At 54.4% G+C, this 19,688-nt stretch carries 19 protein-coding genes; 5 read left to right on the forward strand and 14 right to left on the reverse strand.

The features are described 5' to 3' along the window. The first annotated feature begins 225 nt into the window (after positions 1–225). A complete protein-coding gene (dtd, locus tag ACTCIA_RS10515; protein ID WP_463001773.1) occupies positions 226–675 on the forward strand; it encodes a D-aminoacyl-tRNA deacylase in 450 nt (149 codons plus the stop codon). Further along, complete coding sequence (locus ACTCIA_RS10520) at positions 672–1,892, forward strand: D-alanyl-D-alanine carboxypeptidase/D-alanyl-D-alanine-endopeptidase (protein ID WP_463001774.1); 1,221 nt, start codon at positions 672–674, stop codon at positions 1,890–1,892. The genes dtd and ACTCIA_RS10520 overlap by 4 nt, the downstream gene beginning before the upstream one ends. A gap of 61 nt (positions 1,893–1,953) precedes the next feature. Here the strand turns inward: ACTCIA_RS10520 and folE2 are convergent, their stop codons facing one another. The 8 genes from folE2 to lon form a co-directional block, all read right to left on the reverse strand. Next, positions 1,954–2,742 (reverse strand): GTP cyclohydrolase FolE2, encoded by a 789-nt coding sequence (gene folE2, locus ACTCIA_RS10525; protein WP_463001791.1) that lies wholly within the window; start codon positions 2,740–2,742, stop codon positions 1,954–1,956. A 97-nt stretch (positions 2,743–2,839) separates the two neighbouring features. Then, the gene (locus tag ACTCIA_RS10530) at positions 2,840–3,586 is read right to left on the reverse strand and encodes a tRNA lysidine(34) synthetase (protein ID WP_463001775.1); all 747 of its coding nucleotides are present in this window, start codon (positions 3,584–3,586) and stop codon (positions 2,840–2,842) included. A gap of 17 nt (positions 3,587–3,603) precedes the next feature. Further along, a complete protein-coding gene (rpoZ, locus tag ACTCIA_RS10535) occupies positions 3,604–3,915 on the reverse strand; it encodes a DNA-directed RNA polymerase subunit omega (RefSeq protein WP_463001776.1) in 312 nt (103 codons plus the stop codon). 19 nt (positions 3,916–3,934) lie between these two features. Continuing rightward, positions 3,935–4,402, reverse strand: coding sequence for a transcription elongation factor GreA (greA, locus tag ACTCIA_RS10540; RefSeq protein WP_410270118.1), 468 nt, complete (start codon positions 4,400–4,402; stop codon positions 3,935–3,937). 13 nt (positions 4,403–4,415) lie between these two features. Continuing rightward, positions 4,416–5,483, reverse strand: a complete 1,068-nt coding sequence (locus ACTCIA_RS10545) for a 3-isopropylmalate dehydrogenase (RefSeq protein ID WP_463001777.1) — start codon at positions 5,481–5,483, stop codon at positions 4,416–4,418. Between the two features lie 80 nt (positions 5,484–5,563). Beyond that, on the reverse strand, positions 5,564–6,235 hold the full coding sequence (locus ACTCIA_RS10550; protein WP_463001778.1) for a phosphatidylserine decarboxylase family protein: 672 nt from the start codon (positions 6,233–6,235) through the stop codon (positions 5,564–5,566). A 141-nt stretch (positions 6,236–6,376) separates the two neighbouring features. Next, positions 6,377–7,081, reverse strand: a complete 705-nt coding sequence (tsaB, locus tag ACTCIA_RS10555; RefSeq protein ID WP_463001779.1) for a tRNA (adenosine(37)-N6)-threonylcarbamoyltransferase complex dimerization subunit type 1 TsaB — start codon at positions 7,079–7,081, stop codon at positions 6,377–6,379. A gap of 16 nt (positions 7,082–7,097) precedes the next feature. Continuing rightward, a complete protein-coding gene (gene lon / locus ACTCIA_RS10560) occupies positions 7,098–9,569 on the reverse strand; it encodes an endopeptidase La (RefSeq protein WP_463001780.1) in 2,472 nt (823 codons plus the stop codon). A 234-nt stretch (positions 9,570–9,803) separates the two neighbouring features. Between lon and ACTCIA_RS10565 the strand changes: the two genes are divergently transcribed. Next, positions 9,804–10,583 carry a prepilin peptidase gene (locus tag ACTCIA_RS10565; RefSeq protein ID WP_463001781.1) on the forward strand — a complete coding sequence of 260 codons (780 nt, stop codon included), beginning with the start codon at positions 9,804–9,806 and terminating at the stop codon, positions 10,581–10,583. Positions 10,584–10,868: 285 nt separating this feature from the next. Next, a complete protein-coding gene (locus ACTCIA_RS10570) occupies positions 10,869–11,138 on the forward strand; it encodes an HU family DNA-binding protein (protein ID WP_463001782.1) in 270 nt (89 codons plus the stop codon). 159 nt (positions 11,139–11,297) lie between these two features. On the opposite strand, the gene ACTCIA_RS10575 is transcribed toward ACTCIA_RS10570, so the two are convergent. Next, complete coding sequence (locus ACTCIA_RS10575) at positions 11,298–11,483, reverse strand: hypothetical protein (protein ID WP_463001783.1); 186 nt, start codon at positions 11,481–11,483, stop codon at positions 11,298–11,300. Positions 11,484–11,827: 344 nt separating this feature from the next. On the opposite strand from ACTCIA_RS10575, the gene ndk reads away from it, so the two are divergent. Then, positions 11,828–12,244 (forward strand): nucleoside-diphosphate kinase, encoded by a 417-nt coding sequence (ndk, locus tag ACTCIA_RS10580; protein WP_463001784.1) that lies wholly within the window; start codon positions 11,828–11,830, stop codon positions 12,242–12,244. A 44-nt stretch (positions 12,245–12,288) separates the two neighbouring features. Here the strand turns inward: ndk and lepA are convergent, their stop codons facing one another. The 5 genes from lepA to ACTCIA_RS10605 form a co-directional block, all read right to left on the reverse strand. Then, positions 12,289–14,082: a translation elongation factor 4 gene (lepA, locus tag ACTCIA_RS10585; RefSeq protein WP_463001785.1), complete on the reverse strand. Its 1,794-nt coding sequence runs from the start codon at positions 14,080–14,082 to the stop codon at positions 12,289–12,291. Between the two features lie 115 nt (positions 14,083–14,197). Next, positions 14,198–15,181 (reverse strand): rhomboid family intramembrane serine protease, encoded by a 984-nt coding sequence (locus ACTCIA_RS10590; RefSeq protein ID WP_463001786.1) that lies wholly within the window; start codon positions 15,179–15,181, stop codon positions 14,198–14,200. Positions 15,182–15,231: 50 nt separating this feature from the next. After that, a complete protein-coding gene (gene nadC, locus ACTCIA_RS10595; protein WP_463001787.1) occupies positions 15,232–16,089 on the reverse strand; it encodes a carboxylating nicotinate-nucleotide diphosphorylase in 858 nt (285 codons plus the stop codon). Further along, positions 16,086–18,764, reverse strand: coding sequence for a valine--tRNA ligase (locus tag ACTCIA_RS10600; RefSeq protein WP_463001788.1), 2,679 nt, complete (start codon positions 18,762–18,764; stop codon positions 16,086–16,088). Before ACTCIA_RS10600 ends, nadC begins: the two co-directional genes overlap by 4 nt. A 114-nt stretch (positions 18,765–18,878) precedes the next feature. Continuing rightward, on the reverse strand, positions 18,879–19,424 hold the full coding sequence (locus ACTCIA_RS10605; RefSeq protein ID WP_463001789.1) for a hypothetical protein: 546 nt from the start codon (positions 19,422–19,424) through the stop codon (positions 18,879–18,881). Positions 19,425–19,688: the final 264 nt, after the last annotated feature.

Here is a 19,688-nt window from a genome sequence, read left to right on the forward strand (position 1 = left end):
ATTCTTGGGATCTGTTTGCATGGGCATTAACCGACTCAAAAGCTTTTAAATTTATGTCAAGGCCATGGAATATGTCAAGGACTTTGACACTGTGCGCGGGTGTTTTGCTTGACAGGATCAAAACCCGCAGCTTATACCAAAAAAGAAAACATGGCCTGCCCTGGAAAACCATGGCCGCAAAAACGGCAAAAACGGAAAATATTCGGAGAATAACCGGAGAAGACAATGATTGCTGTACTCCAGCGGGTAAAAAACGCTTCCGTTTCTGTTGACGGCACACAAATCAGTGCCATTGACGCAGGCCTGCTGGTGCTGCTGGGCGTGGCCGACACCGATGAACCCAAAGACATTTCCCATGTGGCCGACAAGGTCGTCAACCTGCGCATATTTGCAGACGATCAGGGCAAGATGAACAAATCCCTGGCCGACACGGGCGGTCAGATGCTGGTGGTCTCCCAGTTCACCCTTCTGGGCGACTGCCGCAAGGGGCGCAGGCCCTCATTTGTCCATGCCGCAGATCCACAGAAGGCCGAATCCTTTTACCTGGAATTTGCCGAACATGTGCGCCAAAAAGGCATTGATGTGCAGACCGGACAATTTCAGGCCATGATGGATGTCAGCCTGGTCAATGACGGCCCGGTGACCTTGACCGTGGAAAGCAGGCCCGGATCATGAGACCCAAAGATACAGCTTCCGTGCGCATAACGGCTTTGACTTCATGGATCTGCTGTTTTTTGGTTTTGCTGCTGGCAACAGCAGCCGCGGCCGGCCCCTGGCAGGACGTGGATCAGATGATCGGCCCGGATGATGCAGCCGCTGTATTCGCCCCGGACTGCCGGGTCATGTACTCCAAAAACGCCGATCAGATGCAAATCCCGGCATCCACGCTCAAGGTCCTCACCGCCCTGTGCGCCCTTGAGCGCCTGGGTCCTGATTTCCGTTTTGAAACCCGGTTTTATCTCAATGACAAAAACGACCTGATCATCAAGGGATATGGCGATCCTTTGCTGATCAGCGAACAGGTGGCAGAAATCGCCAAAATTCTGGCCGGCCGGATTGCGCAGGTACGGCATCTGATTCTGGATGACACATGGGCGGATCCCGAAATCGACATTCCCGGCACCCGGGCGCGCTCCCTGCAGCCCTATGATGCGCCGGCCGGGGCATTGTGTGTGAACTTCAACACCGTGGCCGCAAAACGGCGCAACAATACCTGGGTCAGCGCAGAGCCCCAGACCCCGCTTCTGCCTGTTGCCAAAAAGCGGCTAAACCAAGTGCGGCCCAAGTCGGGCCGGGTTCTTTTGTCTTCGGCAAACCAGGACAACCTGATCTACGCCGGCCAGTTGTTTGCCCATTTTCTTTCCAAACACGGAATTGGCCCGAGCGGAGAAATCCGCGCGGCAAAAGCCAATACGGACGCCGGCCAACTCGTATACCGCCACAAATCGGCCTTTGCACTCACAGCGGTTGTCTCGCAGATCATGGCCTATTCCAACAATTTCATGACCAACCAGGTTTTGCTGGCATTGGGGGCGGAAAAATCCGGGCCGCCGGCCACACTGGAAAAAGGCGTGGCCGTGCTTTCCGATTTTGCCGCCCAAAAGCTGGGCATTTCCCCGCAAATTGTCGAAGGTTCGGGCATTTCCAGGAAAAACCGGATCAGCGCAAACATGTTCGGCCCGGTGCTCTGCGCCTTTGCCCCGTATCATGACCTGTTAACGGAGAAAAACGGCATTTTCTATAAGACCGGAACATTGAGCGGCATCCAGACCCGGGTGGGATTTGTTTCCCACAAGGACGGACTATACGGCTTTGCCGTGCTGATCAACACCCCGGAAAAACTGGCCGCTCCCATAGCAGAAACCATTGCCGGCTGCATCCGGAATAACTGACAGGGCTGAAGTTGAAAACGGAAAAACAGATTTTGCGCCAGGAGCTGGAGTGCCGCTTTTTTTACAGCAGAGACGGTTCCTGCCCGCTTGTAATGCAGGCATAGGCGTTGTGGTTGTGAATGGACTCGTAGTTTTCCACACCCACGGCAAACCAGGTAATGTTTTTGTCCGCTTTTAACGCCAGGGCAATATCGCGGACAATGTCTTCCACAAACTTGGGGTTGGAAAAGCCCTTTTCAGTCACATGTTTTTCATCCGAGCGCTTGAGCACCGAATACACATCGCAGGAGGCAGTGCGCTCCACAAGCGCAACCATGTCCTCAATCCAGATAAATTTTTTAAACCGGGTGCTCAGATATACCTTGCCCCGCTGATTGTGGGCGCCGTGGTCACTGATTTCCTTGGAACAGGGACAGACCGAGGAGATGGGGACCACGACCTCTGAAACCAAATCCACGCTGGATTTGGAATTAACCGAACCAATAAACCGGCAGGTATAGTCCATGAGTCCGGGCGATCCGGTGACCGGGGCCTGCTTTTCAATAAAAAACGGGAAAGTGACCTCGATGTGGGCGGATTCCGCGTTGAGATGAGCCTTCATCTGGTTGAGGATATCCGAGAAGGTTTTTAAGGAAAGCTTGGGCCGGAACAGGTGAAGCAGTTCCACAAACCGGCTCATGTGGGTTCCCTTGCACTCATGGGGCAAATCCACGTACATGTTGATGGACGCCACGGTGTGCTGATGGCCGTTGTTGCGGTCCAGCACGGTCACGGGATAACGCAGGCCCTTGATGCCGACCTTGTTGATGGCAATGTTGCGGTAATCCCGCTCATTCTGAACGTCTTTCATGGTTCGTTCAATATTGAGCCGCCGCAGTTCCGCCTCTGTCTCGTCGCCGATCATTTTTGTCAAACCGTTGTCCCTGTTTTCTCCGGTGGTCCGGGCATCAGCGCAGCCGGCCTGCCGGTTTGAGCATGTAATCCATGTTGATGTGGCCCAAAGATCTGAACATGTTGTTTTTGATCTTCTTTTTGCCGCGGGTCAGGCCCGCCACGATCTCCTTGATTTCCCGTCGCTTGGAGCTGTCCCCCGAGGGGCACGGATTGACAAACTCCGGAAAATCCATGGCTTCGGCAAACCGCCGGAGCCGGTCTTCATCCACATAAGCCAGGGGGCGGATGATGGTGAATTTGCCGTCAAACATCTGCTGGGCCGGCCGCATGGTGCTCATGACCCCTGTATAACACATGTTGATGAAAAATGTCTCCAGGATATCGTCCTTGTGATGCCCCAGGGCGATTTTGCTGCATCCGGTTTCTTCGGCCTTTTCAAAAATCCGCTGCCGCCGCCTGCGGGCGCACAAAAAACACGGGTTTTCCAGATTTTCATCGCTGTGGGCCACGATCCCGTGATCCGTGTATTCCACCAGCAGGTCCAGGTCAAGCTGCCTGCGGCACCACTGCTTGAGCTCTGAAGCAAAACCGCCGTCAAACCCGGGATCCACATACAGGGGCACCAGCTGGTAGTCAATGGGAATGCGCCGCAGCCGCTCTGCAAACATCCACAGCAGGCTCAGGCTGTCCTTGCCCCCGGATACACCCACCAGGATGCGATCTCCGGCTGAGATCAGGTCATAGTCGTGAATCACCCGACCCATGTCCCGGTTGACGGCTTTGTAGGAATAATCCGACATGTGCTTAAAAAAACCTGTCAGTCGGTTTCAGTATCCGGTTCCGGGGTGTCTTGCTCCGGGCCGGATTCCACCGGATTTTCAGGTTCAGTACCGGCACCCGCATTGACTTCCACGTCATCCGGGATAAAGGTCTCTTCGGCATGTTCGGTAACAAATACTTTTCCGGCCGCAATTTCCCGAAGGGCCGCCACGATATCTCCGTTGCTCGGCGCCTTGATCAGGCGATCGGTGCCTTCCCGAAGCTGCCGGACGCGCTTTGCTGCCGTGTGCACCAGCAGAAAACGGTTCGGAATGCGCTTCAGACAATCTTCCACAGTAACCCTTGCCATGGGTGCAACCCTCCTTTATTTAAACAATATCCGCAAGTTCGTAATTTCTGCGGCCGCCCGGGGCGTTGATGACGATTTCATCCCCGAGCTTTCTGCCGATAATGGCTTTTCCCAGAGGCGATTCAACCGAGATGCGCCCCTCCTTGATATTGGATTCCTCCGGACCCACCAGCTGATAGCTCACCTCATCGCCGGTATCAATGTTTTCCAGCACAACCGTGCAGCCAAACACGGCCTTGTCCTTTGGCAGGGTGTCGGGATCGATCACCTCGGCATTGGCCAGCTTGTATTCCAGCTCGTTGATCCGGGCGTCGAGAAAACTCTGGCGCTCCTTTGCCGCGGAAAACTCGGCGTTTTCCGATAAATCCCCGTGGGCCCGGGCTTCCTCGATTGCGCGGATATTTCCGGGCCGTTCAACTTTGCGAAGCTGGTGAAGCTCTTTTTTTAAGGATTCAAACCCTTGTCTGGTGATCGGTACCTGTCTCACAATCCTTCCCCTGTTATCCGGTTTTAATATAATCGGCCACCAGGCTGCCCACCTCTGCGGTGGTGTAACCCATTTTTCCTGCAGCCACATCTTTAAGATCGTCTTTCAGCACTTTTTTCACGGCTTCTTCCACGTCTGCTGCCGCTCTTTCCTCTCCCAAAGCTTCGAGCAGCAGCTGGGCAGAACTGATGGCGGCCAGCGGATTGATGATCTGCTTGCCCGCGTACCTGGGCGCAGACCCGCCAATGGGCTCAAACATGGAAACCCCTTCGGGATTGAAATTGCCGCCTGCGGCAATGCCCATTCCCCCCTGGATCATGGCGCCAAGATCGGTGATGATATCGCCGAACATGTTATCCGTGACAATAACGTCAAACCACTCGGGATTTTTAACCATCCACATGCAGGTGGCATCCACGTGCGCATAATCGGTTTCAATATCCGGGTATTCTTTGGCCACCTCGTAAAATGCGCGCTCCCACAGATCAAATGCATAGGTGAGCACGTTGGTTTTGCCGCACAGGGTGACCTTTTTCTTTTGATTGCGCTTCCGGCAGTATTCAAATGCAAAGCGGATGCAGCGCTCAACCCCTTTGCGCGTGTTAATCGATTCCTGAACCGCCACCTCATCCGGGGTGCCCCGCTTTAAAATGCCGCCGGCACCCGCATACAGGCCTTCGCTGTTTTCCCGGATGACCACGAAATCAATATCTGCAGGCCCTTTGTCCTTCAACGGTGTGCTCACCCCTTCATAGAGCTTGACCGGCCGAAGATTGATATATTGGTCCAGCTCAAAGCGAAGCTGCAGCAGCAGGCCTTTTTCCAGTATCCCGGGTTTGACATCCGGGTGGCCGATGGCGCCCAAAAAAATGCCGTCCTGGGTGCGAAGTTCGTCAATGACGTTTTCCGGCAGGATTTCACCGGTTTTCATATAATGCTCCCCGCCCAGGGGATAATGTTTGAATTGAAACGAGAATCCGTGTTTCTGTGCCGCCCGCTCAAGCACTTTCAGTCCTTCGTCCACCACTTCCGGTCCGGTTCCGTCGCCGGGTATCACGGCGATGTTATAGGATTTTCCCATTGATGTCCTCTTTTTTGTCTTGCAGTTACGCGGTTGCAGGTTGTTATTCCAGGATGCGCTGCGCTGTGTCATCTGATGCGTTATTGCATATATCCCATGATGCTCTGGCCCGCCTTGACCTTGTCGCCCACGCGGACCGCCGGTTCAGTATTCTCCGGCAGATACAAATCCACCCGGGAGCCAAAACAGATCATGCCGAAACGCTGACCTGCGGTCATGTTCTGATTCTGTGCGACAGTGCAGATAATTCTGCGCGCCACCAGACCGGCGACCTGAACCACGGCGATTTCGCGGCCGTTTTCTGTTTTCAAAAGCACTGCGTTGTGCTCGTTTAACCGCCAGGCCCGGTCCTTGTCAGCCGGGTAAAACCGTCCGGGCGCATAGCGGATGGCCGCTACAGTGCCGTCAAACGGAATCCTGTTGACATGCACGTTGAATACATTCATGAAAACCCCGATGTTCAGGCACCGGCCCGTGCCAAAGGGATTGGACTCAAGGGGGCGCACGCACACCACTTTTCCGTCGGCCGCGGATATCACCGCGTTTTCCGCCTCAGGGGTTGCCCGGTCCGGGTCCCGAAAAAACCAGCAGAAGAAAAACGTCACAGCAAGGCCCGCCAATGCAAGTGCCGCAATTTCCAGAAGCGCAAAAATCAGCGTGGCAAAACCGGCCGCAAAAATCAGCGGGTAGCCGGGTGCGGCAATAGCAAAGGCCGACCGGCTCTGCGGGTCGGCCCATCGAAAACCCCCCATATCAATCCTCTTTCTCAAATCAACTGGTACTGGTTATTTGAATCCGGATATTGTATTCGGTGAAACAATTCCTGTCAATAAAAACGCGCAGCAAATGCTTGTCCGAGAAGCGATTTGCAGCCCCGGAGAGCAAAACAGCCTTTATTTCCCCCGGATTTTCTGCTTTCGCTCTGCATCGGATTGGCGGATATAGTGCGGCACAACCCCGGCGGCGTCACTGACCGCACCGGAGCGCAGCATTTTACCCGCTATTTCCGCAACCACGGCCGCACGGATCCGGTTCTGAACGCCCGGGGCCAGCCGCGCGCTGCCGGAAAGACGGCTGATGATGCGCTCATTGTAAAGCACGGCACCCGAACCGGCAAACCAGCAGGGCTGCCGGCCCAGGGCCGAAATTTCATCGATCACCATGTCCGGGTCAGCCACCTGCGCCGGAATAATTTCCTCCAGGCGTCCCTGCTCCAGGCTAAAAACCTGGGCATAAACCTGTTTTTTTCTGGCATCGAGCATGGCACAAAACAATCCGGAAACACCCAGATAAGGCCATGCCAGGGCCTCCAAACACGATACCGGACACACCGGGCGGCCATATGCCATGGCAAAACCCTTAACCGTGGCCATGCCAATGCGCAGGCCGGTAAAGCTGCCCGGTCCGCTTGTCACGGCCAGGGCGTCGAGTTCAGAGACCTGTTGTCCGGAAAGTTCCAGAACAGCGTCAATCAGCCGCATCAGGTGCCGGGCATGGGTCTGGTCCAAATCCGCCCCGAATTCGGCCGTGATTGTCCCCTGCTGCATCAGGGCCACGCTGCAGGTGCGTGTTGCGCTGTCTACGGCCAACAGGTTCATCGTGTGTTTGTCCCGGCTATCCGGCTGCATTGGCCGGTTTTTTGGCCGGCTTTTTTGTTGACCGCGCCGGGGTTTTCTTCTTTTTGGCCGCAGCAGCGGATTTTTTGGCCAGATCCTTTCCAATGGCCACCTCTATGGCCTGATCCAGGGTGCTGACCGGTATGAACTTGATCTTTCGGCGCACGTTTTTGGGAATCTCAGAAAGCTCGGGCTTGTTTTTCTCCGGGATGATGATGGTGTTGATGCCAAATCGCAGGGCGCCGATGGCTTTTTCCCGCAGGCCGCCGATGGGGAGCACACGTCCGCGAAGGGAAATCTCACCGGTCATGGCCACGCACTTGTCCACGGGCTGTCCGGTGAGCGCGGAAATCAGTGCCGTTGCCATGGCAATGCCAGCAGATGGCCCGTCCTTTGGGATGGCCCCGGCCGGCACATGGATATGGATATCAATGGACTCAAACACGTTTTTCTCAAGGCCCAGCTCTTTTTGGTGGGCCCGGGCATAGCTGACCGCGGCCCGGGCTGATTCCTGCATCACCTCTCCGAGCTGGCCGGTGATAATCAGCTCTCCCTTTCCCTCAAGCAGGGAGACTTCAACGTAAAGCACCTCCCCGCCCACCTGGGTCCAGGCCAGGCCCGTGGCCAGACCCACCTGGGTTTCGTCCTGATCCAGCTCGGGAATGTAGCGCGGCGGGCCCAGATAGGTGTTCAAACTGCCACGGGTGATGCGAAACGGGCCTTTTTTGCCCTCTGCCATTTTCCGGGCGACTTTTCTGCATAAGGCCCCGAGTTCCCGCTCCAGGTTGCGCAGGCCGGCCTCGGAGGTGTATTCGGTGATCAAGCGCGCCAGGGCCGAATTGCTGACCGAAAGGTCTTTGGGCTTAAGCCCGTTGTCTGACAGCTGTCTGGGCAGCAGGTACCTTCTGGCAATCACCTGCTTTTCCTCCTCGGTGTAGCCGGCCAGCTGAATAACCTCCATGCGGTCGAGCAGGGCCGAGGGGATGGTATCGGTCATGTTGGCCGTGAGAATAAACAGCACCCTGGACAAATCAAAGGGCATGTTCACGAAATGATCGCTGAAATTGGTGTTCTGTTCCGGGTCCAGGGCCTCGAGCAGGGCCGAGGACGGATCACCCCGGAAATCCATGCCGATCTTGTCAATTTCATCCATCATGAAAACCGGATTGTTGCTGTTGCAGTGCTTCAGTCCCTGGAGAATCCGGCCCGGCATGGCGCCGATATAGGTGCGGCGGTGTCCCCGGATTTCGGCCTCGTCTCTGATGCCGCCAAGAGACATGCGGAAAAAATTTCGGTTCATGGCATCGGCAATGGACTGGCCAAGCGAGGTCTTGCCCACGCCGGGGGGGCCCACAAAACAAAGGATCTGCCCTTTTTTGTTGGGATTGAGCTTGCGCACGCTCAGATATTCCAGAATCCGGTCCTTGACCCGGTCAAGCCCATAATGGTTTTTGTCCAGCACGCTTTTTGCCTTGGGTATGTCGATAACATCCTTTGTGGAGCGGCTCCAGGGCAGATCCACCAGCCAGTCCAGATAGGTGCGGACAATGGTGGCCTCCGAGGAATCCGGATGCATCTGTTCCAGGCGCTTGAGCTGCTTTTCGGCTTCCTTGCCCGCTTCCTTGGGCATTTTGGCTTTTTTGATGCGTTTGCGATACTCCTCGACTTCAGCGGAGCGCTCATCCTGCTCACCCAGTTCCTTGTGAATGGCCCGGACCTGCTCGCGCAAAAAATAATCCCGCTGATTTTTCGATATTTCATCGCGCACATGGGACTGGATCTTGGCCTGGACCGTGGAAAGCTCAACTTCCTTGGCCAGGTAGTTGTTGACCTGCTTGAGGCGTTCCACGGGGTCTTCGGTCTCCAGCAGACCCTGGGCCTCTTCGGTTTTGAGCTTCAGGTTGGAGGAAACCAGGTCAGCGAGTTTTCCGGGATTTTCGATCTCATCGAGCAGCATGCTGATCTCACCGGTATACTCGCCCCGGATGTTTAGAATTTTTTCACAGTTTTCCCGGACATTTCGCATCAAAGCCTGATGCTCCACATCGGAGATATCCGCCGAATCATCCGGGATCAAATCAAATGACACCTCGTAGAACTGTTTTTTACTGGCAAACCGTTTGACCCGGCCCTTTTCAAGGCCGTGGATCAGCACCTTGAAGTGCCCGTCAGGCAGCTTGATCATGCGCAGAATCCGGCAAACTGTTCCCACCCGGTAAATGTCTTTGGATTTCGGATCCTCGGCCATGGGGTCCTTTTGCGCGGCCAGAAAAAGCAGCCGCTCCTTTTTCATGGCCGCCTCCACTGCGCGCAGGGATTTTTCCCGGCCGATATAAAGGGGCAAAACCATGTCCGTGAAAATCACCATGTCCCGCACGGGCAGCAGAGGAAGTCGATCCGGGATTTCAACCTCCCGATCGTCGCTTTCATCTATGAGTCGAATCAGATCGTCCTTATCACTTTCGGCCATTGTTACTCCTGAAAAAAAGTCAAATATTTAAATTTTGCCGTCCTGACCGCCGTTTGTAATCAAACCGCGGTCCCGAGTCAATAGCCTTGTGACGGCAAAAAACGATTTTGCATCCCCCGGGGATATGATAATTGGGGTTTTACTGCGTCAGTGTTTTGAAATATGGGGCTGAAGAATAAACCCATTTTATTTTTCGCCTGTATGTATGATTCATTATTTAACAGGGTTGAAGACATGTCAAATCTGATTTTCCGGTTTCTGGTATTTTTCATGGGGCTTTGCATCGGCAGTTTCTTAAATGTCTGCATCAGCCGAATTCCCCGGGGATTGTCCATTGTTCGGCCGGGCTCCCGGTGCCCGGACTGTTTGGCTGCCATTGCCTTTTATGACAACATTCCGGTTATCAGCTGGGTTTTGCTGAAAGGCCGGTGCCGGGCCTGCGGCAAAACCATTTCTCTGCGCTATCCCCTGGTGGAACTGGCAACCGGCGTCATGGCCGTACTTGTGATGCTCAAATACGGACTGTCTGTTTCCGCACTGATATATTTTCTGCTGATCTGCGCGCTGATCACCATTTCATTGATTGATCTGGATCATCGCATCATCCCGGATTCCATCAGCCTGCCAGGCATTGCCGCCGGGTTTCTGGCCTCGTTTCTGCTCCCTGAACTTTCCTGGCTTGATTCATTGATCGGCATACTGGTTGGCGGCGGCATTCTCTATGCCGTAGCCCTGGGCTATTACCTGTTTGCCGGCAAGGAAGGCATGGGCGGCGGCGACATCAAGCTGCTGGCCATGCTCGGGGCCTTTATCGGCTGGAAAGGCGTTTTTTTCACCATTTTTGCGGCATCATTGATCGGAACAGCCGTCGGGGTGGCCATGATGCTTGCAGCCGGCAAAAACCTCAAGTTTGCAGTGCCTTTCGGCCCCTTTCTGTCTGTGGGCGCGGTTATTTACCTGTTTTTCGGACAAAGCATCATTCAATGGTATTTTTACGGCGCCGGGCCGTGGTAGGCCACGGCAAACCCCTATGAATTTTGAATAGTCTTCAAATCATGCTTGACACGGCTGTTTTGCAGAAGTATTGTTATCAGAAATCAAGATCGCAGGACAAGATCACAGGAATTGATTTACAAGAAAACAGCCTTTACAGAATTGCAAAAAAAATATGACTGCTGACCCGTATTTGGCCTCAATGGGCGCCATAAATCATCGCCTTTAATCGTTTCTGCCGGATTGATCAAGGCAGACGAACCCCTCAATATCAACCACCCCAAAAGCAATGAAAGGAGTCGTGCAGTGAACAAGGCAGATTTAGTAAACGAAGTGGCAAAAGTCGTCAGCACCAAAAAAGAGGCCCAGGCAGCAGTCGATTGTGTGATCCAGAGTATCACAGACGCCATGTCAAAAGGAGACAGCGTAACTCTGGTCGGATTCGGCACATTCAAACCGGTCAAACGTGAAGCCCGCACCGGAAGAAACCCGCAAACCGGAGCCGCCATCAATATCAAGGCGCGCAAGGTCCCCAAGTTCACTCCGGGAAAAGGCCTGAAAGAAGCGCTCAATTAATTGTACAGGCCCCTGCTGAAATGCAGTCCACAGCCTTTGGGCAGGCCATTGCGCCAAAACCCGTTTTAAAAAAGGCGACACGCCAATCCTAGCCTGAGGCTGCGTGTCGCCTTTTTATGTATTCCGGTTAACCCGGCAAACGCCGTGTTCAAATCAAATCTAGCAGGTTCCCCCGCAGCTTGAACACCCCTGCCCCAGATCAATGCTTGAGCTGATGGCAAAGCCGAACCCGGTAAAATCGACTTTAATGGGCTGGGCTTCGGCCAGGAAGTCCTTGTTTGCAATGAACTGAAAATTATTCACGTCAAAAACTTCATCGGATTCGTTTGGTTCATCCAGAACCATGGCCAAAGACGGCCCCCCTCACCCGCCTGGGTTGAGCAGGACCCGTATGGGCTTGGGGTCCTTGTCTTTGAAAAACTCCGAGATCTTCTCGTATGCTGCATCCGTTACTTCAAGCATGTTTATCCCTCCAAAAGATTCATATTATGACGATACAAATTAAAAGTTTTAAAAACTAGCCGCAAATATCGTCATTGTCAACAAAAATTTTATTTTGACTTGCTTTTGCCAATCTGCTATTGCACCGAAAACCTGAAAACACGGCAGATTGTTTTTTAGCCGGCTGCCATTTTCCGGCGCCGCATATACACAATAACCACGATTCAATAAAAAGAAAGGATACAAGCATGGAACAAACCCTGTCTATTATCAAGCCCGACGGCGTCAGCCAATGCCTGATCGGCGAAGTCATAAAGCGTTTTGAGACAAACGGCATACGGATTGCGGCCATGAAAATGCTGCAGATGACAAAAAAACAGGCCCAGGGCTTTTATGCCGTCCACAAGGAGCGGCCGTTTTTTGAAAGCCTGACCGATTTCATGATCTCGGGCCCTGTTGTGGCCATGGTGCTTGAAGGCGAAAACGTGATTGAAAAAAACCGCAAGCTCATGGGCGCAACCAACTTCAAGGAAGCAGAGGAAGGCACCATCCGCCGGGATTTTGCCACGGATATTGAAAAAAACGTGGTGCACGGCTCGGATTCACCCGAAACCGCGGCCTTTGAAATCAGCTATTTTTTCAATCAGTTTGAACTGGTCAGCTAAGTCCCTGCCGGGGGGCGGATTTGCTGTTCGCCCCCTGATCCATCCTACTCCTTGCTTTTGAGCACTGAAAGAAACGCGCTTTGCGGGATCATCACCTCCCCGGCCATCTTCATCCGCTTTTTCCCCTTTTTCTGCTTTTCCAGCAACTTGCGCTTCCGGGTAATATCACCGCCATAGCACTTGGCGGTCACGTCCTTGCGGTAGGCGTTGATGGTTTCCCTGGCAATGACCTTGCCGCCGATGGCCCCCTGAATGGCGACTTTAAACATGTGCCGCGGGATTTCCTCTTTTAGCTTCTCACAGGTCTGCCGGGCCCGAAAAGGGGCCTTGTCTTTGTGCACCAGCTGGGACAAGGCATCCACGCGTTCGCTGTTGATCAAAATATCCACACGCACGATATCCGACTCCCGGTAATCGAGCATGTCATAATCAAATGAGCCATAGCCCTGGGTGACGGTTTTGAGCCGGTCGTAAAAATCATAAACCACCTCGGCCAGGGGCATTTCAAACACCATTTCCATGCGGTTGCTGCCAAAGTACTGGTAATTGGTGTTAATCCCCCGGCGTTCCAGGCAAAGCTGCATGATCTGGCCCATGTAGGTATCCGGCGTGAAAATCGAGGCCCGGATGTAGGGCTCCCGGATATAGGCAATATTGACCGGGTCCGGATAAAGGGCCGGATTTTCGATTGTCAGCACTGTGCCGTCATTCAGCCCGATTTCGTACTGCACCGAGGGCGCGGTGATAATCAGGGAAAGATCATATTCCCGCTCCAGGCGCGCCTGGACGATCTCCAGATGCAGCAGCCCCAGAAATCCGCACCTGAATCCGAAGCCCAGCGCCGCGGATGTATCCTTTTCATACACAAGCGAGGCATCGTTTAATTTCAGCTTGTCCATGGCAGCGGCCAGATCGGGATACTCGTCTGTGTCCACCGGGTAAATGGATGAAAACACCACGGGCTTGGGTTCCTTGAAGCCCGGCAGGGCCCGGCTGCAAGGGCGTTTTTTCAATGTGATGGTATCTCCGGTGCGCGTGTCGCTCACCGTCTTGATCCCGGCAATGATATAGCCCACCCGGCCTGCGGTGATAAACTTCTGGGGCACCCGCTTGATCTGGAAAATCCCTGTTTCCTCCACCGTGTATTCCGCGTGGTTGGACATGAACATAACCCTGTCACCGGGCCGCAGGGTGCCGTCGATCATCCGGAAATGCACCACAGTGCCCCTGAACGGATCGTAATGGGAATCAAAGATCAGGGCCTTGACAGGTGCATCCGGATCTCCCTGGGGCGGAGGCAGCTGGGTGACAATGGCTTCCAGGATCTCTTCGGTGCCGATCCAGTCCTTGGCCGAAGCCAGGATGGCCGTGTCCGGATCAAGGCCGAGTTCATCTGCAATCTGGAGCTTTACCTTTTCAATGTCAGCCGAAGGCAGATCAATCTTGTTGATCACCGGGATGATTTCCAGGTCATGCTCCAGGGCCAGGTAAAGGTTGGCAATGGTCTGGGCCTGAACCCCCTGGCTGGCATCCACCAGCAGCAGCGCGCCTTCGCACGAGGCAAGGGCCCGGGAGACCTCGTAGGAGAAATCCACATGGCCCGGGGTGTCAATGAGATTGAGATAATAAAGATGGCCGTCTTTTGCGGTATACGGAAGACAGATGGTCTGGCTTTTGATGGTAATGCCCCGCTCCCGCTCCAGGTCCATGCTGTCCAGCATCTGGTCCTTGAAATCCCTTTCAGCCACAATGTCGGTGGACTGGATCAGACGGTCGGAAAGGGTTGATTTTCCGTGGTCAATATGGGCGATAATGCTGAAGTTGCGAATGTTTTTCATATAATTCCAATTGGATAAAACGATTCAAACTCTCCGGGAAAAAACCCGGAGAAAAATGTGTTCTCCTATCAATTCAAAACAGGCCTGTCAAGACAGACCCGCCTGACGCAGCGTTTTACCAGGGCTGCTCAATGCGAACGGTCAAATACAAATCCCCCTTGTTTCCTGAACCGTCATCCCGGCCCAGGCCTTTTAACCGCAGCACTTTTCCGTCCCGGGTTCCGGGCGGGATTTTGAGCCGGTACATGCGGTTTTGAAACCCCCAGGGAACGTTGATTCTTTTCGTGGCCCCGGCAGCGGCTTCATACGGGGTAATCCGGAGGGTTTCATGAAAATCCGGATCACTGCCCCCGCCCCCGGGCCGGAAGACCTGGAGGTGATCACTTTTTTTCCGCCGGATGCCGCCCCGGCCAAAACCGCTCTGGCTGCGCCCGTCTGGCAGCAGGGGAAAGAGTTTCAATGCGATCATTCCGCAGACAAACCCGCCAATATGGGCCCACCAGGCAATGCCCGCCTGCTGGGCCTGGGCGCCGGCGGCATTGAGCAGCTGCATCAGAAACCACAGCCCCAGAAAGAAAAAAGCCGGTATCTCCACAAAAAACGGAATAAACAAAATCGGGATCAAAGTCAGAATCCGGGAATGGGGATAAAGCAGAAAATAGGCTCCCATAACCCCGGCAATCGCCCCGCTGGCCCCTATAACCGGGGTTGTGGACTGGGCGTTTAATGCAAAGTGAAACAACCCGGAAGCAAGGCCGCAGCCAACGTAAAAAATCAGAAAATAAAACGACCCGAGCCGGTCCTCCACGTTGTCGCCGAAAATATAGAGGCTCCACATGTTAAACAGCAGGTGCAGAAACCCGCCGTGGAGAAACATGAACGAAAACAGGGAAAAGACCTGCTGAAATGGCGTAAAATACGCCGATATCTCCCCGGAAGTATAACGCGCCGGCACCAGGCCGTAGGTGACGATAAACTGCTGGAGTTCCCGGGGTCCGTAACTGATCTGGGACAAAAAAACCAGGACATTGACGGCAATGAGCACATGGGTGACCAGGGGATAGTGCCTGGCCGGTATGGTATCGCGCAATGGAATCATTTATGCCGGCCTTGCCCGGGCTTTTGCCCCGGAAAAAATAAGTCGGTCACTTATTGCCCGACGGTCATGCTCAGATCCACAAACCGGGCGGCATGCGTCAGCGCCCCCATGGAAACAATGTTTACGCCAAGCTCGGCCAGGCGGGCAATGCGCCCGGCATCCACCCGGCCGGAAACCTCGATTTCAGCCGCATTGCCAATATGTGCCGCAGCCTCTGCAATGGCGGCATCATCCATGTTATCGAGCATGATCACATCCGCCCCGGCATCCACGGCCTCTTTAACCTCGGCCAGGGTTTCGGTTTCCACCTCTATTCGCACAAGATGGGAAATCCGCCCCCGGACGGCATTGACCGCGGCCGTGATACCGCCGCACGCGGCAATGTGATTGTCTTTGATCAGCACCCCGTCATAGAGTCCCATACGGTGGTTAAACGCCCCGCCCACGCGAACGGCGTATTTTTCCAGGACCCGCCAGCCGGGCACTGTTTTGCGGGTATCCGTAAGCCGGATGGGTGAGGAGCCCAGAGTATCCACATGCCTGCGCACGTGAGTGGCAATCCCGCACAGGCGCTGGAGAAAATTTAAGGCAATGCGCTCGCCAATCAGGAGGGTGTCCAGGCTGCCGGTCATTTCAGCCACCACTGTGCCGGGACAATCAATGAAATCCCCGTCTTCAGCCTTTGCCTGAAATGCGCCAAGCCCGCCCACGCGATCATAGACCCGGGGCACAAGGCTCAGCCCGGCAATGACCATTGGCTCTTTGGTCTCGATCCACGCCCTGCCCTGCCGGCCTGACAGGCCCAGGGCACTGGTGGTGATATCCCCGTGGCCGATGTCTTCTTCCACGGCCAAATCGATTAACCGGGAGACCTGCGGGGAAAAGAAAATTTCATTGACCCGGGTCATGTCTGCACCGATTCAAGCTGCCTGATTTTTTCCCGGTTGGCCTGCAGCTTTTGGATTTTCTCGGTTGCATCCGCGTGCTGCTGTCTGACCTGCTCCACCACATCAGCCGGTGCCTTGGACAAAAACCCCTGGTTGTTTAATTTTTTGTCCAGACCCTGGATTTCCTTTTCCAGCTTGGTGATTTCCTTGTCAAGCCGTGCCAGTTCCTTTGCAAAATCAATCACCCCTTCCAGGTAAACCGATACGGCTGCGCAGCTGGCAATGGCCGTGGCTGTTCCCCTGGGTTTTTCACCTGCAGAAGCGATTTCCAGATCTGCAATCCGCGCCAGGGTGACAATCATGTTTTTGTGGCTTTCCAGGTTTGTGCGCACCGCTGAATCCTCTGCCTGAACAAGCACGGACAAGGAAGCCGACGGAGAGATGTTCATCTCCCCGCGAATGTTTCGCACCGCGGTGATGACTTCCATGATCTGCTCCATTCCGGTTTCCGATGCCGCATCAGCGTTAATTTCCGGCAATTGCGGATCCCGGCCCGGAAACGGTGCGCGCATGATGGAACCGGATGTGCCGGGCAGACGGTGCCAGATTTCCTCTGTGACAAACGGTACAAAGGGGTGCAGCAGAATCAGCACGTCATGGAGCACCCGCCATAAAACCGCCCGGGCCGCATTTTGGGATTTTTCGTCAATTTTTCCGTAAAGCGCGGGCTTGGCCGCCTCAAGATACCAGTCGCAGAACTCGTGCCACACAAACCGGTACAACCCGTTTGCCCCTTCATTGAAATAATAATTGTCCAGGGAGTCGGAAACCAGCTTTGTGGTGCGCCTGAGCCGGGAAAGAATCCAGCGGTCAGCCAGGGACAGGTCGGATTCTGCAAATTCCGGATGCTCGGTTTCCAGGTGCATCAGGGAAAACCGGGCCGCGTTCCACAGCTTGTTGATAAAATGCCGGTAGCCCTCGATGCGCTTTTCAGACAACTTGATATCCCTTCCCTGGGCGGCAAAGGCTGCAAGGGTGAAGCGCAGGGCATCTGTTCCGTAGTTTTCAATCACGCTGATGGGATCAATGACATTGCCGGAGGACTTGCTCATTTTCTTGCCATCAGCATCCCGCACCAGTGCGTGGACATAGACATCGTAAAACGGCACCTTTTCCATGAAGTGAATGCCCATCATCATCATCCGGGCCACCCAGAAAAACAGGATGTCAAAACCGGTGACCAGCACAGAGGTGGGATAGAATCTTTCCAGCAAAGGGGTTTTTTCCGGCCAGCCCATGGTGGAAAAGGGCCAGAGCGCGGAGGAAAACCAGGTGTCTAAAACATCCGGGTCCTGGACCAGGGCGCCGGAGCCGCAATGCGGGCATGCGTCAGGCGCTTTGGTGGCCACTGTCAGTTTTTCACAGTCCGAACATGTCCAGGCCGGAATCTGATGGCCCCACCAGATCTGGCGGGAAATGCACCAGTCCCGGATGTTTTCCATCCACACAAAATAATCGTTTTTCCATTTTTCCGGCACGATGCGCGTGTGTTCCTGGTCGACCGCACTTACTGCGGCTTGGGCCAGGGGGCGGGTTTTGACAAACCACTGCCTGGACAAATTGGGCTCCACCACTGTGGCGCATCTGTAGCAGTGGCCCACGCTGTGCTCATAATCTTCGATTTTGACCAAAAGGCCCTGCTCCTGCAGGGCGCTGACAACGGCATTGCGGCACGCAAACCGGTCCATGCCCGCAAAGTCCCCGGCCGCCTCGCTCATGATGCCGTTGTCATCAATGACCTTCACGGATTCCAGGCCGTGTTTTTCTCCCACTGCAAAGTCGTTGGGGTCATGGGCGGGGGTGATTTTCAGCGCGCCGGTGCCGAATTCCATGTCCACGTAATCATCACGGATAATCGGAATTTTGCGGCCGGTTAAGGGCAGAATCACGTGATCGGATGAAATGTCTGAATAGCGGGCATCGTCGGGGTGCACAGCCACGGCCGTATCGCCAAGCATGGTCTCCGGGCGGGTGGTGGCCACCACAGGTCCGCCCTCTTGGTTTTCATAAGGATACCGGATGTGGTAGAGATGTCCTTCCAGGGTTTCATGCTCCACCTCAATGTCGGCCAGGGCTGTATTGCAGCGGGGGCACCAGTTGATGATGTAATTTCCCTGATAGATCAGGCCCTGCTCGTAGAGCTCCACAAAAACCTTGCGCACGGCCGCAGACAGGCCGTCATCCATGGTAAAGCGCTCCCGGCTCCAGTCGCACGAGGCGCCCAGGGATTTCAACTGCCGGATAATGGCGCTGCCGTATTTCTGCCGCCACTGCCACACCGCCTGGATAAAGTCCTGTCGTCCCATCTGGTGACGGTCAACCCCGTCCGCGGCCAGCTGGCGCTCCACCACATTCTGGGTGGCAATGCCGGCATGGTCGGTTCCGGGCAGCCACAGCACATTATCTCCGCACAGCCGCCGATACCGGCACAAAATGTCCTGGAGGGTTGTGTTAAGGGCATGGCCCATGTGCAGCACGCCCGTTACATTGGGAGGCGGGATGACAATGGAGAAGGCTTCGGCGTCATTTGCCGGGCTTTGATCGGCCTGAAACAGTCCGTTTTCCTCCCAGTACGCATACCAGCGCTTTTCCACTTCAGCGGGCTCATAGCCCTTGTTGATCTCTTTGCCGGACATTTCTTTTTTTGCACTCCAATCCACAAAAAGATGGGGATTGAACCAATCCCCATCAGCAAAAGTTTTGTTTGCAAACGCACAATCCGGGTCGGCTCCGGGCCCGGTTAATGCGGGTTAGTCTTCGGTTTTGCGGGTCAGCAGGTATTGCTTGAGATGTTCAATATCCTCGGAAACTTTCTGCCAGATCACTTCCTTTAACACCCGGTCAATCATGTCGCCGTAGCGCTTTTCGATAACGCGTTCCAGCGCCTGCTCAAGCTGTTGCCCGGAAACCGCCGCCACCTCTTCGGTCAACTCAAGAATATCATCGTTTCCGTTTTCAGCGCCACTGGCGTTTTCCTCTGCGCTTCCGGGGTCGGTGGCTTCAACGGCCTTTTCTTCCTCCGCTACATCCGCGCCGGGTTCAATTTCCTCCACAAGCTCAATGATTTCATTTTCAGGCGAAACCAAATCAAAGTCAAACTCTGAATCCCGGGACAAATCCATTTGCCGGGATTCGCCGGACTCATCCCCGGTTGCCCCGGAAATTCCGTTTCTGGCCTCGTCAAGCAGGCCCTCGGTCATCTCCACAATGGCATCATCATCTTCAGAAGTGCCCACAATGATTTCAGAAAGCTCGATGATTTCCTTCTCCGGATCCTTCCGGCTGTCCTCGGTCATAATGGGCCTCCCTGGAAAATTCAGTGCCAAATCAGTTTACTGTCTGTTGAAAAGCCTGTTATAATCCTGTAAAATTATCCTAACCGCCTGATGTTGTCAAGAAATTTGAATCCTGCCGGAAAACCCGGCCGACCCCGGCCCGATGGGCCCGGAATCGCAAACTATATAGTGGCTGAACGAAAACCCTGTTCAGCCAAAACCCGAATATCGAAATCCGAAATCCGAAACAAATACGAATATCGAATGTTCAAATGATAAAAACCA

The sequence above is a fragment of the Desulfosalsimonas sp. genome (genome assembly GCF_055149105.1).